Source organism: Ensifer sp. BR816 (genome assembly GCF_000378985.1).
Taxonomy (GTDB): domain Bacteria; phylum Pseudomonadota; class Alphaproteobacteria; order Rhizobiales; family Rhizobiaceae; genus Sinorhizobium.
Window position 1 is genome coordinate 4,486,945 of record NZ_KB905370.1, and the last position, 14,199, is coordinate 4,501,143.

Consider the following 14,199-nt stretch of genomic DNA (forward strand, 5'->3'; position numbering starts at 1 on the left):
CGTGATTCCTATTTGACTGAGCCCAGCATGCCCTGGACGAATTGGCGTTGCATGAAGAAGAAGACGGCGAGCGTCGGAAGCGTCGCAAGGATCGTGCCGACCATGACCACGCCGTAGTCGGGGTAATAGGCGGAGGCGAGCGACGAGATGACCAGCGTGATCGTCTTCGTCTCATTCGACTGCAGCACGATCAGCGGCCAGAGATAGTTGTTCCAGGCGGTCATGAACACGATGATGAAGGCGGCCGCATAGGTCGAGCGCATCACCGGCACATAGATATAGAGAAAGATCTGCCACTCCTTCAGGCCGTCGACCTTCGCCGCGTCGCGCAGTTCGGACGGGAAGGCCTTGGTGCTCTGGCGGAAATAGAATACGATGAAGGCCGAGCCGATCGTCGGCAGCACGACGGCGATGTGGGTGTTGATGAGGCCCATCTTGCCCACCATGATGAAGAGCGGGATCATCAGCGCCGCAAAGGGGATCATCAGCGTCAGCAGCATCGCCCGGTAAAGGCGCTCACGGTGGCGCGACCGGAAGATCTCGAAACCGTAGCCGGCAAGCGATGAGACGGCGAGGGTAAGCACGGTCGCAAAAATGGTCACCTTCGCCGAATTCCAGAAGACCAGCGGCACATTCACCAGGGTGAAGAAGTTGGCGATGTTGGTTGCCAGCGCCTCGCCCGGCGCAAGCCTGCCCTTGATGATGTCGATCGAGGAATTGGTGGCGCCGAGCGCCATCCAGATGAAAGGGAAGACGGAGAGGAAGGCCATCAGCCCGACGAAGCCATAGGTCAGGATGGCGGAGGCGATGTTGGCGGGACTGGTTCTCATTTGTCGCGCTCCCTTGCCATGAAGAACTGCAGGAAGGCGAGAATGGCGACGAGAATGACGATGACGTAGGAAACCGTCGCCGCGTAACCGAAATTCGGCATGAAGCGGAAGGTCAGGTTGTAGATATAGAGCGACAGTGTGAGCGTCGCATTCGACGGGCCGCCCTTGCCTTCGGTGAGGTTATAGACCTCGTCGAAGAGCTGCAGCGTACCGATCGTCGAAATCACCGTGGTGAACAGTATGACCGGCTTCAAGAGCGGTATGGTGATGTGGGTAAAGCGCGCCCAGGCCGGAACGCCGTCGATGCGGGCGACCTCGTAGATCGACCTGTCGATGTTCTGCAGCGCCGCGAGATAGAAGATCATGTTGTAGCCGGTCCAGCGCCAGGTGATGGCGATGATGACGAGCGCCTTCGCCCAGAAGGGATGCGTCTGCCAGGGAATGGGCGAGGCAATGATGCCAATCGCCTGAAGCGTCGAATTGACGATGCCGTCGAATGCGAACATGCCCTTGAAGAGCACAGAATAGGCGACGAGCGAGGTGACGCACGGGAGGAAGATCGCGGTGCGGAAGAACGCCCGGCCGAGGAGCCGCGGATTGTTGAGGAGCGACGCCAGGATGAGGGCGAGCAGGATCATGATCGGCACCTGCACGACGAAATAGGTCATCGTGTTGGTCAGCGCCTTGATGAACACCGCATCGTTCCAGAGGCGGACGATGTTGCCGAAGCCGGCGAACTTCATCATCATGCCGCGGCCGGACTGGAAGGACATCCAGAGCGACCAGAAAATCGGATAGACCATGAACAGGGCGATCAGCCCGAGCGCCGGCGCGACGAACAGCCAGCCATTGACGTCGTAATATCGGCCGATGCCGCCGCGGCGGGCGAGAGCCATCGTCAACCTCATGATTAACAGGGAACCACTGGCCGTGGCTTAAGCCGCCACGGCCAACTGTAGAGCGGCAGGCAGCTTTGCCCGCCTGCTCGCTTTCCCGGCTACTGGATGTGCCCGGCGACTTCGGCGTCGATCGCCTTCAGTGCTTCGTCTACCGGCGTGCCCTGGGTCAGCGCCGGCAGTTGCGCTGTGACCGCGAGATCGGCCTCGTTGGTGAAGATGCCGTAGTTCACCGACGGCACCTTGGCGAGCCAGTCGGAGAAGTTCTGCCAGACCTTCTCACCGCCGAAGAACGGATCGGCCGCCTCATAGGCCGCCCCGCTACGGGCGGCGAGCAGCGAACCGACGGCGCCGCGGTCCTGCAGGATCTTCTGGTAGAAATCGATGTCCTTGCCGTAAATCTCGTTGAGGAAATCGATCGCCTCGGCCTTTTCCGCGGAGCTTTCGAGCACGTACCAGCTCGATCCGCCGAGATTCGACGCATGCGTCGCGCCTTCGATCGAGAGCGCCGGGATCGGCGCTACGCCCCATTTGCCGGCCTGGTCCGGCTGCGCCTTGACGGTGCCGGTGATCCACACGCCAGTCACGACCGACGCGACATCACCCGAGGTGAAAGTTCCAACCCAGTCGGACCAGCCGTTGGCTGGTTTGTAGATATTGGCGGACATGATCTTGCCGACCGTCTCGACCGCTGCCTTCAGCGCCGGATTGCCGGTGATGTTCGCCTTGCCTTCCTTGTCGAAATACCATTGGCCGGCCGATTGCATGATGATGCGGACGAGGCCGGCATCGTTCGGGTCGAGACCGATCATCTTCTTGCCGGTCTTCGCCTCGACCTGCTGGCCGATCTCGATGAATCGATCCCAGGTGAGGTTCTGCATGTCTTCCGGTTTGAAGCCGGCCTGCTCGAGGTAGTCCTTGCGATAATAGAGCCCGGTGACGCCCGAATCGAAGGGCATGCCGTAGACCTGGCCGTCGACGGTCATCACTTCAACCTTGTAGGGAGCGAAGCCCGAATAGTCGACGGTGCCGGATAGGGCCGCGAAGGCGCCGGGGAAGGATTGCAGATATTTCTGCGCGCCGTAGTCCTCGATCAGCACAATGTCGGGCAACGCGTCGGCAGTGCCTGAGGCAAGGCCCGTCTGCAGCTTCTGCTCGACGTCGGTCTTGGCGAAATCGACGACGTTGAAGGTGACGTCGGGATGCGTCTTGGTATAGCGGGCGCCGGCTTCCTTCATGATCGCGACGTTGAAGTTCGGATCCCAGCACCAGATGGTGATTTCCTTCGCCTCTGCGGCGGTGACCGCCAGGAAGCTGGCGCTTGCGAGCGCAAGAGCGGCGATCCGCGACAGATGGGCACGCGCAAAAATATCCATGAATTTCCTCCCTCAAGGTTCGTTCCCCGAGACAGTCCTCCCTGTCTCGACGCGGAGTATTTCCTAAAATCGAGAGCGATGCAAGATTTTCAGTAAATATTTACTCGCTGGCTTCGGCCCAGCCAGTTCCCATCTCGGAGGCCCGAAAAACCCATCCGGGGGCCATTCAAGCCCGCTCTATGTCCGTGTGTGTAAAATCGTCACCTTTGAAGAGAAGAGGGAGGTGGTAGGTTTTCGCGCAAGCATAGGAGAAGCAGTCTCCGAAGTTCAGCCGTGCGGCATGGGCAACGACGCCTCCGTAGGTTCGGCAGGCTTCGATTGCCATGCGATGCATGGTGCCATCGATAGGCTTCGCGTTCGCTCCAATCGTCTCGATGAACGCTTCAACATGCTGTTGTGCCAGATCGATTAGGTGAGGTGGGATCGGCACTTGGTTTCCAAGAGTGCCATCTCGCTTCTTACGGGCTAGGCTGATGACCGCCTCGAACATCGAGATCGACGAATAGTAGATCGGCTGCTTCGCCTTCTCGATCTTGTCGATCAGCATGTCGGCGTCCTCCTCCTCCCCGAGGATAGCAACTATCGCAGAGGCGTCGAGGAACATCAGGCATCGCCCCACTGCTCATCGGTGAATTTCTTCATGTCGAAGTTCGGATCGTCGGGACCCATGGCACGAACGCTCTCTTGAATCCTTTTGATCCGCCCTTTCAACGGGATGGTCTTTTTTGCTCGTTCTAACTCGTTGAGAAGCGCCCTGCGCACCGCTTCGGTCTTATTGGGAGCATTGATGGCCTGCTGGACCTGCTTCGCAAGGTCGCCGACGGCATCGTCGCGAATATAGAGGGACATAGGATCTCCTGAGGCTGTATATCCTGGCTTCGAATATACGTATATTCTATCCGGATATACAGCGGTGGCAAGCTGACCGTTCCGGGGAAATGAATTCGCAATTGCCAGAGGGGAGTGCGAGTTAGGTCGGTTCGCTCCAATTGCGCCACGGCGTATGACGACTGCCCAAACGCTAGACAGGGCTCAATTCGCCCGATCTTGTCAGTCCGAGATCGACCGGCGCGGGCGTGCTGCCGCGCCAGACGATCTCGGTGCCGAGCACCACCTTCTTGGCGACTTCACGTCCCGACAGGCGCTCGAGCAGCAGGTCGACGGCGGTTTCGCCGATCAGTTCGGCCGGGATCTTGACGGTGGTCAGCGGCGGTCCGAGGAACTGCGCCACCGGAATATCGTTGAAGCTCGCCACCGCCACATCCTCGGGGATCCTCAGGCCCATCTCGTGAATGGCCCGGTAGGCGCCGAGCGCCAAGTTGTCGTTGCAGGTGATCAGCACCTTCGGCGGGCTGGGGTTCGACAGCATCGTCCTGGCGAGCGCGTAGCCGCTATCGGGTGTCATCCGTTCGACGAGGCACAGATCCGGATCGAAAAGCCCGGCCTTCGTCATCCACTCGATATAGGTGCGGCAGCGACGCTCCGAATAGATGTTTTCGGGCTCGTGAAACGCGTCGATCCAGCCGATGAAGCCGATCCGGCGATAGCCCATGGCGTGAACCGCCCCGAGAAGCCGGGTCATGGCCGTCGCGACGTCGCTTAGGACGCTGTCGTCCGCGTCGCCCGCCGGCGCGTAATCGGCAAAGACGAGGTGGCGGCTGTGGCGGCGCAGCCATTCGAGTGCGTCGCCATAATAGTGGCCGACGGCGACGACCCCGGACGCGCCCTCGAGGATCGCCGCCTCCGGAGGGCTTCCCGTATGGACGATCTTGACGATCTCGCTTTTCAGCGCCTGGCAGCGGCTCTCGATGCCGAGCCGCACGCCGACATAATAGGGATCGGCCAGTTCCTGGGCAGGTTCGAGGAAATGCACGAGGGCAATCTTCAATCCGACGCCGAGGCCCTGGGCGGCCGCACGGCTGCGATTGCGCGGCGTCGCATAATTCAGCGCTTCGGCCGTCTCGATGATCGCCTGCCGTTTCCTGGTGGAGATCGACAAGGTCGGATCGTAGTTCAAGACCCGCGACACGGTCGCCGACGACACGCCGACGGCCGCTGCGATTTCCTTGATTGTCACCATTCTCTTATGTCCCGTCGGTCAGTCGCGTCTTCGCACGTCTTATTTAGTAAAATTTTATCGCGCAGATTTCAATCGCAAGCAGCAGCCAGCGTGGTCACCTGCTCACTTGTCTTCTGGTTTTTGGCGGGCACGCTCGCATACATGCCGGTGGTGCGGAACTCGGTCGGGCTGGCGCCGAAGACGCGGCGGAAGACCTTGGCGAAATAGTTGGGGTCGTCGAAGCCGGACAGGATCGCCACCTCCTTGACCGGCAGGTCGGCGGTCTTGGTCAACAGCTTCACCGCCCGCTGCAGTCGCTTCTGCAGCACGAATTCGGCCGGCGGCATGCCTTCGCTTGCGGCGAAGACGCGCGAGAAATGGGCGCGGCTCAAGCCGGAGACGCGGGCGAGTTCCTCGACCGGCAGCGGCTTTTCGAGATTCGCCAGAATGTGCTCGATGACGTGATGCATCTTCCGGTATTCCTCGCTGAAGACCGGATGCGATCCGAAGACGTCGTCATAAAGCGCCATCGCCGCCTCATAGGCGATGGCCGAGGCGCGGCCCGGCGTTTCCCCGCCGGTGATGAGACGCAGGCTGCAGTCGGCGAGGCTTTCGACCGTCTCAGGCTGCAGCTTCAGGACCGGCCCGGTGACGGCGAGAATGGAGCGGTGGATGCGCAATGCCTCCTCGCCGTTCATCGAGATCCAGAAGAACTCCCAGCGCCCGCCTTCCTCCAGCCAGTAGCGATGATTGTGCGGAACGAGCAGGAGCAGCGTTTCGCCCTCGCGCACGCGATGGGTGCGGTGCTCGTAGCGCAGGTTGCCGGCGCCGCCGATCGTGTACTGCAATACCGTGAATGGCGTCTGGCCGCGCTTTCGCCCGTCCCAGTCGTAGTTCGAATCGGTCCGGATTTCGTAGCCGGTGCTCGTCGGCATGGTGTGCAGGCTCTGCCTTCCCCGCGGCAGCGAAACGGTCCGCATCACCGGCCCACGGTCGATCAATTGCTGCAGCATAGAATTACCCATGAAAGCACAATCCCTCTCTAGTCGTGCGGCAGATTATACACATAATGGCCACAGATCGCGCAAGACGCATGGACTACCAGCGTTTGAAGCAGGGTTCGGTGAGGACGGTCCGCGGATGGTGGACGCATCGATTCAGTGAATTGATTTTACCCTTATAGCGCGAAGACGCCATCGCGAGGAGGTTTTAGACGACAATGGGCAGCTTCAAGATCGCCATCATCGGCGCCGGCAGCGTCGGTTTCACCAAGAAGCTTTTCACCGATATCCTGTCCGTGCCGGAGCTCCGCGACGTCGAGTTCGCGCTGACGGACCTGAGCGAACACAATCTCGGTATGATCAAGACGATCCTCGACCGGATCGTCGAGGCGAACAACCTGCCGACCCGCGTCACCGCAACCACCGATCGGCGCAAGGCGCTCGAAGGCGCCCGCTACATCATCAGCTGCGTCCGGGTCGGCGGCCTCGAGGCCTATGCGGACGATATTCGCATTCCGCTGAAATACGGCGTCGACCAATGCGTCGGCGACACGATCTGTGCCGGCGGCATTCTCTACGGCCAGCGCAACATTCCGGTGATCCTCGACTTCTGCAAGGACATCCGCGAAGTCGCCCAGCCGGGCGCTAAGTTCCTGAACTATGCCAACCCGATGGCGATGAACACCTGGGCGGCGATCGAGTACGGCAAGGTCGATACCGTCGGCCTCTGCCACGGCGTCCAGCACGGCGCCGAGCAGATCGCCGAAATCCTCGGCGCCAAGGAGGGCGAGCTCGACTATGTCTGCTCCGGCATCAACCACCAGACCTGGTTCATCGACGTTCGCTTGAACGGCCGCAAGATCGGCAAGGACGAACTTATCGCCGCCTTCGAGGCGCATCCGGTCTTCTCCAAGCAGGAAAAGCTCCGCATCGACGTGCTGAAGCGCTTCGGCGTCTATTCGACCGAAAGCAACGGCCATCTTTCCGAATACCTGCCCTGGTACCGCAAGCGTCCCGACGAGATCACCAAATGGATCGACATGTCCGACTGGATCCATGGCGAGACCGGCGGGTATCTGCGCTATTCGACCGAGACCCGCAACTGGTTCGAGACGGAATATCCCCGCTTCCTCGAGGAGGCAGGCAAGCCGCTCGATACGATCAAGCGGTCGAACGAGCATGCAAGCCATATCCTGGAAGCGCTCGAGACGGGCCGTGTCTATCGCGGCCATTTCAACGTCAAGAACAACGGCGTGATCACCAACCTGCCGGCCGACTCGATCATCGAATCTCCTGGCTTCGTCGATCGTTTCGGCATTAACATGGTGTCCGGCATCACGCTTCCCGAGGCCTGTGCCGCCACCTGTATCTCGTCGATCAATGTCCAGCGCATGTCCGTGCATGCGGCGATTACCGGCGACATCGATCTGCTGAAGCTGGCGGTGCTGCACGACCCGCTGGTGGGCGCGATCTGCACGCCGGAGGAGGTCTGGCAGATGGTCGACGAAATGGTCGTCGCCCAGGCCGAGTGGCTGCCGCAATACGCCCATGCCGTCGAGGCGGCAAAGGAGCGGCTCGCCCGCTCGACGGTGAAGACCCGCGAGTGGACGGGTGCCGCCCGGCGCGAGGTGCGCTCCATCGAGGAAATCCGCGCCGAGAAGGAAGCCGCGAAGCTGCGGGCTGCGGTTTAGGCGGCCGTGGATATGGAAGATAGTGGGTGCCGCTACCCCCTCTGGCCTGCCGGCCATCTCCCCCACAAGGGGGGAGAATAGATGTGGCACGCCCTGCGCGTCCGTCGAGCATTTCGGTTTGCAGCGCCGTGTCGGTCGGATCGAGGGTTAGCGGCACTTATTCTCCCCCCTTGTGGGGGAGATGGCGGCAGCCAGAGGGGGTAACCCACGGCACTAGACCGCCGCATTGAAATGACGGCGCGAGCACACCTGCGTGAGGAGTCGCGGGGGGCTCGGGCCAAGGAGGAGCGCCACCCGTCCCGGCGTGGCGAACAGGAGGGAGAACCTGAGGCAATGAAGACGTATCGATTGACAACAACGGCCAGCCTGCTGATCGGCATATCCGCCTTCGCGGTGCAGGCCTTCGCATCCGAACCGACCGTGGTGCCCGAGCAGCCGCCCGTGCCGGCGCAGGGCAAGATCACCTATGTGGCGCGCGATTCCATTCTCGAGTTCAAGGCCTTGCCCGAATATAGAGAGCCGGAATGGGTAACCGAGAAATTCGTCAAGACCGGCAAGCTGCCGCCCGTCGCCGAGCGCCTGCCGAAGGAGCCGATGGTCTTCAAGGCCGGCAACATGCCGGACGGCACGGGCGTCTATGGCGACGTCATGCGCCATGTCATCGGCGGCCGCCCGGAAGGCTGGAACTACAGCGCCGGCCAGACCCAGGGCTGGGGCGGCATCGACATCGGCATGTCGGAATGCCTGACCCGCACCGCGCCGCTCTACCAGGTGGAGGCCAGCGACGTCGAGCCGCTGCCGAACCTCGCCAGAAGCTGGGAGTGGTCGGAGGACGGGCACAAGCTTACCATGCACCTGATAGAGGGGGCGAAATGGTCGGACGGCGACCCCTTCGACGCCGACGACGTGATGTTCTACTGGGACGACAATGTCGTCGATCCGAATGTCTCACCGCTGAACGGTGCGACGCCCGAAACCTTCGGCGAAGGAACGACGCTCAAGAAGGTCGACCAGTATACGGTCGAATGGACCTTCAAGGAGGCCTTCCCGCGCCAGCATCTCTATTCCATGGCCTATGGCACCTTCTGCCCCGGCCCGTCGCATATCCTCAAGACCAAGCATCCGAAATATGCCGGCACGACCTACGACCAATACAAGAACGGCTTCCCGCCGGAATATATGAACATTCCGGTGATGGGCGCCTGGGTTCCGGTTGCCTATCGGCCGGACGACATCATCGTGCTGCGTCGCAATCCCTACTATTGGAAGGTCGACGAGTCCGGCAACCAGCTGCCCTATCTGAACGAAGTCCACTACAAGCTGTCGACCTGGGCCGACCGCGACGTGCAGGCGATTGCCGGATCGGGCGATTTCTCCAACCTCGAGCAGCCGGAAAACTTCGTGGAGTCGCTGAAGCGTGCGGCCAACGAAGCGGCACCGGCACGGCTCGCCTTCGGCCCGCGTGTCATCGGCTACAATCTGCGCATGAACTACTCGGCCAATGGCTGGGGAGAGCCGGACGAGCGCGCCCAGGCGGTCCGCGAACTCAACCGCAATCTCGACTTCCGTCAGGCCGTCACCATGGCGGTCGATCGCAAGAAGCTCGGCGAAGCGCTGGTGAAGGGGCCGTTTACGGCGATCTATCCGGGCGGGCTCTCCTCCGGCACCAGCTTCTATGACCGGAACTCGACCATCTACTATCCGTTCGATCTCGAAGGTGCCAAGGCGCTCCTCGAAAAGGTCGGCCTCAAGGACACGGACGGCAATGGCTTCGTCAACTTCCCCGAAGGCACCGCCGGCGGCGCTGACGTGCAGATCGTGATGCTCGTCAATTCCGACTACGGCACCGACCGCAACCTGGCGGAAGGCCTGATCGGCCAGATGGAACAGCTCGGGCTCAAGGTCGTGTTGAATTCGGTCGACGGCACCAAGCGCGACGCGACGCAATATGCGGGCAAGTTCGATTGGCTGATCCGCCGCAACGACCAGGAGCTGACCTCCGTGGTGCAGAACACGACGCAGCTCGCGCCGACCGGCCCGCGCACCAGCTGGCATCACCGGGCGCCGGAAAGCGGCAAGGTCGACCTCATGCCCTACGAGCAGGAACTCGTCGACCTCGTCAACAAGTTCATCGCGAGCAACGACAACGAGGCGCGTGCCGACCTGATGAAGCAGTTCCAGAAGGTCTCGACGGAGAATGTCGATACGGTCGGGCTCACCGAATATCCGGGTGCGCTGATCATCAACAAGCGCTTCTCGAACATTCCTCCGGGTGCGCCGATCTTCATGTTCAACTGGGCCGAGGACACGATCATCCGCGAGCGGGTCTTCGTCGCGGCCGACAAGCAGGGCGACTACGAGCTCTATGCGGAGCAGCTTCCCGGTAAGCCCGGCGACAGCGGCCCGAGCAACTGAACCTGATCGTCCCCTCCGGCTCTGACCTCAGGGCCGGGGGGATCGCCCTTCACTCCGTGGCGGCATCGCCAATGGAAAACCGACAGAAGGAAACGGCCATGTTCAGATTTCTGCTGGTCCGCATCGCCTCTGCCATTCCGGTGCTGTTCGTCCTGAGCGTGGTGACCTTCGCCATCATCCAGGCGCCGCCCGGCGATTACAGCGACTATATCCGCTCGCAGCTCATCAACCAGGGCGGTGCCTCCTTCGAGGAAGCCGACGCCCAGGCACAGGCCTACCGCAAGGAGCACGGCCTCGATAAGCCGCTGCCGCTCCAATACGTCAACTGGATGACCGGCATCGTGACGCGCGGCGATTTCGGCCACAGCCTCTACTACAACAAGCCGGTTGCCGACGTCGTCGGCGAACGCCTGCCGCGCACGCTGGCGCTCGCGCTCGTCTGCCACATCCTCGCCTCCGTCATAGGCATCGGCTTCGGCATCCTTGCGGCGACCAAGCAATATTCCTGGGTCGACAGCCTGCTTTCGACCGTCTCCTTCCTCGGCATGACGGTGCCGCGCTTCCTGATGGCGCTGATCATCGTCTATATCCTCGTCTTCCATTTCAATGTGAGCGAGATCAACAGCTTCCATTCGGCCCGCTATGGCGGCGCGCCCTGGTCGTGGGACAAGTTCGTCGACCTGGTGAAGCATGTCTGGCCGGTCGTGGCGATCGCCACCTTCGGCGGGCTCGCCTACAATATGCGCGTCATGCGCGGCAACCTGCTCGACACGCTGAACGCTCAATATGTCGAGACCGCGCGCGCCAAGGGCCTGAGCGAAGGCGCCGTCGTGATGCGGCATGCGGTGCCGAACGCGCTGCACCCGCTCATCATGTATCAGGGCGTCGTGCTTCCCTACATGCTGACCGGCGAAATCGAAACGGCGATCATCTTCGCGCTGCCGACAGTCGGCCCGGCGATCGTCGGCTCCATGTGGGTCGGCGACGTCTATGTCACCGCGACCTTCATGCTGGTGCTCTCGGCAACGCTGATCGTCGGCAACATCATCGCCGACATGCTGCTCGCCGCGCTCGATCCGCGCGTGCGCATGGGAGGAGGGGCCTACGCATGACCATCGAAGCCCACAGCACCGTGCCGGTCGCCATGCAGCCGGAAGAAAAGCACCACCACGAGAGCTATACCGCCCTCGTCTGGCGGCGGCTGAAACGCTCCTGGACGGGCCTGCTCGGCCTGATCCTCGTCAGCCTGCTGGTCCTCATGGCGATCTTTGCCGATTTCCTGTCGCCGGTCGATCCGAAGGCGACCGGCGTCGCCTTCGCGCCGCCGCAGGCGATCAGCTTCCGCGACCGTGAGGGCAACTTCGTCTTTTCGCCGCGCAGCTATCCGGTGCGCGAGACGGAGGAGCTCGACCCGATCACTTTCCAGCCGATCATCGGTCCCGACTACGACAATCCGCAGATCCTCGGCTTCTTCGTCAAGGGCGCGTCCTATAGGCTCTTCGGGCTGATCCCGGCCGAGCGCCATCTCTTCGGCGCCGTCGACGGCACGCCGGTGCACCTGCTCGGCACCGACAAGTTCGGCCGCGACGTGCTTTCGCGCATCCTCTACGGCTCCCGCATCTCGCTGATCATCGCGCTGACGGTCGTCTCGATCGTCACCGTGGTCGGCACGACCGTCGGCATGGTTTCGGGCTATTTCGGGGGGCGTTTCGACGCCTGGGTGCAACGCTTCGTCGAGCTTGTGCTCGCCTTCCCGCAATTGCCGCTCTACCTGGCGCTCGCCTCGCTGATCCCGGTGACGGCACCGACCAATGTCTTCCTCGCCTTCGTCGTCATCGTGATGTCGGCGCTCGGCTGGGCGCAGATGTCGCGCGAGGTGCGCGGCAAGACGCTGGCGCTTGCCCGCATCGACTATGTGCGGGCGGCGATCGCCATCGGCGCCACCGACCGGCGCATCATCTTCCAGCACATTTTCCCGAATGTGATGAGCCATGTGATCGTCGCAGTGACGCTGGCGATCCCGCAGGTGGTGTTGCTCGAATCCTTCCTCGGCTTCCTCGGCTTTGCGGTCAAGCCGCCGCTCATTTCCTGGGGGCTGATGCTGCAGGACACGGCGAACTATTCGGCGATCGGATCCTACCCGTGGATCCTCTCGCCGGTCGCCTTCGTGCTTGTCACTGTCTTCGCCTTCAATGCGCTCGGCGACGGCCTGCGCGACGCAATCGACCCCTATTGAGGAGCACGCCGATGGCAACAGTCGAAACCATTGTGCCGGCGCCGGACGAGCGGCGGGATCGTCAGACGAAAGATACGCGGCCGGTCATCGATGCCCGCAAGGTGGCCGTCACCTTCAAGGTCGAGAATGGCACGGTCGAGGCGGTGAAGGACGTCTCCTTCCAGCTCTATCGTGGCGAGACGGTGGCGATCGTCGGCGAGTCCGGCTCGGGCAAGTCGGTGACGGCCCGCACCATCATGGGGTTGCTCTCGAAGCGCGCCACGATCGCCTCGCATTCGCGCATCGACTATGACGGCAGGGACGTGCTGAAATTTTCGAAGCGACAGCGCCGGGCGCTGCGCGGCGACCGGATCTCGATGATCTTCCAGGAGCCGATGAGCTCGCTGAACCCGGTCTATACGATCGGCAGTCAGATCATCGAGGCGATCCGGGCGCATCGCCGCATGAGCCGCCGCGCCGCAGCCGAGCGGGCGCTCGAACTCCTGCGCCACGTGCAGATCCCGGACCCGGAGGCGCGGCTCAACCAGTATCCGCACCAGCTTTCCGGCGGCCAGCGCCAGCGCGTGATGATCGCCATGGCGCTCGCCAACGACCCGGACGTCTTGATCGCCGACGAGCCGACGACAGCGCTCGACGTCACCGTGCAGGCGCAGATCCTCAACCTGATCCGCAAGCTGCAGCAGGAACTCGGCATGGCGGTGATCCTGATCACCCACGACCTGACGGTGGTCAGGCAATTCTCCGACTACGTCTATGTGATGCAGCTCGGCGAGGTGAAGGAACACAACACGACGGAAGCGCTCTTCGCCAACCCGCAGCATGCCTATACGCGGCGGCTGCTTGCCTCCGAACCGTCGGGCAGGGCCAAGCCGCTGCCGGACAATGCGCCGATCATGCTCGACGGCCGCAACGTCCGGGTCTCCTTCATGCTGAAGAAGGGCGGCTTCTTCAAGCCGGAGATGAAGGAGCTGGTCGCCGTCGACAGCCTCAGCCTCGATCTCCGCCGGCACGAGACGCTCGGCCTCGTCGGCGAGTCCGGCTCCGGCAAGACCACCTTCGGCCAGGCGCTGATCCGGCTGATCAACACCGACGCAGGCGAGATCTATTTCGACGGCGAGCCGATCCATGGCAAGGATCGCAAGGGCATGCGGCCGCTGCGCTCGCGCATCCAGATCGTCTTCCAGGATCCCTTCGCCTCGCTCAACCCGCGCATGTCGATCGGCCAGATCATCGAGGAAGGGCTGATCGTCAACGGCCTCGGCGAGAACCGCAGGGATAGGCTTGCGCGCGTCCAGGACGCGCTTGTCAGCGCCGGCATGCCCCCCAATATCCTGTCGCGCTTTCCGCATGAATTTTCCGGCGGCCAGCGCCAGCGCATCGCGATTGCCCGGGCGATTGCGCTCGAGCCGGAATTCATCCTGCTCGACGAGCCGACCTCGGCACTCGACCTCTCGGTGCAGGCCCAGATCATCGAGCTCCTGCGCAAGCTGCAGGACGAGCGGGGCCTGAGCTATCTCTTCATCTCCCACGACCTGAAGGTCGTGCGCGCGCTCTGCCATCGGGTGGTGGTGATGCAGCACGGCAAGATCGTCGAGGAGGGACCGGTGAGCGAAATTCTTTCCAATCCCAAGACTGCCTATACGGAGCGGCTCGTCAGAGCCGCCTTCGAAGTGGCCGCGTGACCTTCCAGAACAG

The 14,199-nt window shown here is 62.2% G+C and carries 12 protein-coding genes; 5 read left to right on the forward strand and 7 right to left on the reverse strand.

Going from position 1 to position 14,199, the window contains the following annotated elements; genetic code table 11:
* Nucleotides 1–8 precede the first annotated feature (8 nt).
* The 7 genes from RHIBR816_RS0121520 to RHIBR816_RS0121550 all read right to left on the reverse strand — a co-directional run bounded on the left by RHIBR816_RS0121520 (nucleotide 9) and on the right by RHIBR816_RS0121550 (nucleotide 6,186).
* Complete coding sequence (locus RHIBR816_RS0121520; protein WP_018238668.1) at nucleotides 9–830, reverse strand: carbohydrate ABC transporter permease; 822 nt, start codon at nucleotides 828–830, stop codon at nucleotides 9–11.
* A complete protein-coding gene (locus RHIBR816_RS0121525; RefSeq protein ID WP_018238669.1) occupies nucleotides 827–1,726 on the reverse strand; it encodes a carbohydrate ABC transporter permease in 900 nt (299 codons plus the stop codon). The genes RHIBR816_RS0121520 and RHIBR816_RS0121525 overlap by 4 nt, the downstream gene beginning before the upstream one ends.
* Before the next feature lie 101 nt (nucleotides 1,727–1,827).
* A complete protein-coding gene (locus RHIBR816_RS0121530) occupies nucleotides 1,828–3,102 on the reverse strand; it encodes an ABC transporter substrate-binding protein (protein ID WP_018238670.1) in 1,275 nt (424 codons plus the stop codon).
* A 166-nt stretch (nucleotides 3,103–3,268) separates the two neighbouring features.
* A complete protein-coding gene (locus RHIBR816_RS0121535) occupies nucleotides 3,269–3,706 on the reverse strand; it encodes a type II toxin-antitoxin system VapC family toxin (protein ID WP_018238671.1) in 438 nt (145 codons plus the stop codon).
* Nucleotides 3,706–3,951, reverse strand: coding sequence for a type II toxin-antitoxin system VapB family antitoxin (locus RHIBR816_RS0121540; protein WP_018238672.1), 246 nt, complete (start codon nucleotides 3,949–3,951; stop codon nucleotides 3,706–3,708). The genes RHIBR816_RS0121535 and RHIBR816_RS0121540 overlap by 1 nt, the downstream gene beginning before the upstream one ends.
* A gap of 172 nt (nucleotides 3,952–4,123) precedes the next feature.
* Entirely contained in the window at nucleotides 4,124–5,182 is a 1,059-nt protein-coding gene (locus tag RHIBR816_RS0121545; RefSeq protein WP_018238673.1) for a LacI family DNA-binding transcriptional regulator, read from the reverse strand.
* A 68-nt stretch (nucleotides 5,183–5,250) separates the two neighbouring features.
* Complete coding sequence (locus tag RHIBR816_RS0121550) at nucleotides 5,251–6,186, reverse strand: AraC family transcriptional regulator (protein WP_026187280.1); 936 nt, start codon at nucleotides 6,184–6,186, stop codon at nucleotides 5,251–5,253.
* A gap of 194 nt (nucleotides 6,187–6,380) precedes the next feature.
* Here RHIBR816_RS0121550 and RHIBR816_RS0121555 point away from each other — a divergent pair, with 194 nt between their 5' ends.
* The 5 genes from RHIBR816_RS0121555 to RHIBR816_RS0121575 all read left to right on the forward strand — a co-directional run bounded on the left by RHIBR816_RS0121555 (nucleotide 6,381) and on the right by RHIBR816_RS0121575 (nucleotide 14,186).
* The gene (locus RHIBR816_RS0121555) at nucleotides 6,381–7,853 is read left to right on the forward strand and encodes an alpha-glucosidase/alpha-galactosidase (protein ID WP_018238675.1); all 1,473 of its coding nucleotides are present in this window, start codon (nucleotides 6,381–6,383) and stop codon (nucleotides 7,851–7,853) included.
* Between the two features lie 333 nt (nucleotides 7,854–8,186).
* Entirely contained in the window at nucleotides 8,187–10,268 is a 2,082-nt protein-coding gene (locus RHIBR816_RS0121560) for an ABC transporter substrate-binding protein (RefSeq protein ID WP_018238676.1), read from the forward strand.
* Between the two features lie 98 nt (nucleotides 10,269–10,366).
* On the forward strand, nucleotides 10,367–11,380 hold the full coding sequence (locus RHIBR816_RS0121565; protein WP_018238677.1) for an ABC transporter permease: 1,014 nt from the start codon (nucleotides 10,367–10,369) through the stop codon (nucleotides 11,378–11,380).
* The gene (locus RHIBR816_RS0121570; protein ID WP_018238678.1) at nucleotides 11,377–12,504 is read left to right on the forward strand and encodes an ABC transporter permease; all 1,128 of its coding nucleotides are present in this window, start codon (nucleotides 11,377–11,379) and stop codon (nucleotides 12,502–12,504) included. Before RHIBR816_RS0121565 ends, RHIBR816_RS0121570 begins: the two co-directional genes overlap by 4 nt.
* Before the next feature lie 11 nt (nucleotides 12,505–12,515).
* On the forward strand, nucleotides 12,516–14,186 hold the full coding sequence (locus RHIBR816_RS0121575; RefSeq protein ID WP_018238679.1) for an ABC transporter ATP-binding protein: 1,671 nt from the start codon (nucleotides 12,516–12,518) through the stop codon (nucleotides 14,184–14,186).
* Nucleotides 14,187–14,199 lie beyond the last annotated feature (13 nt).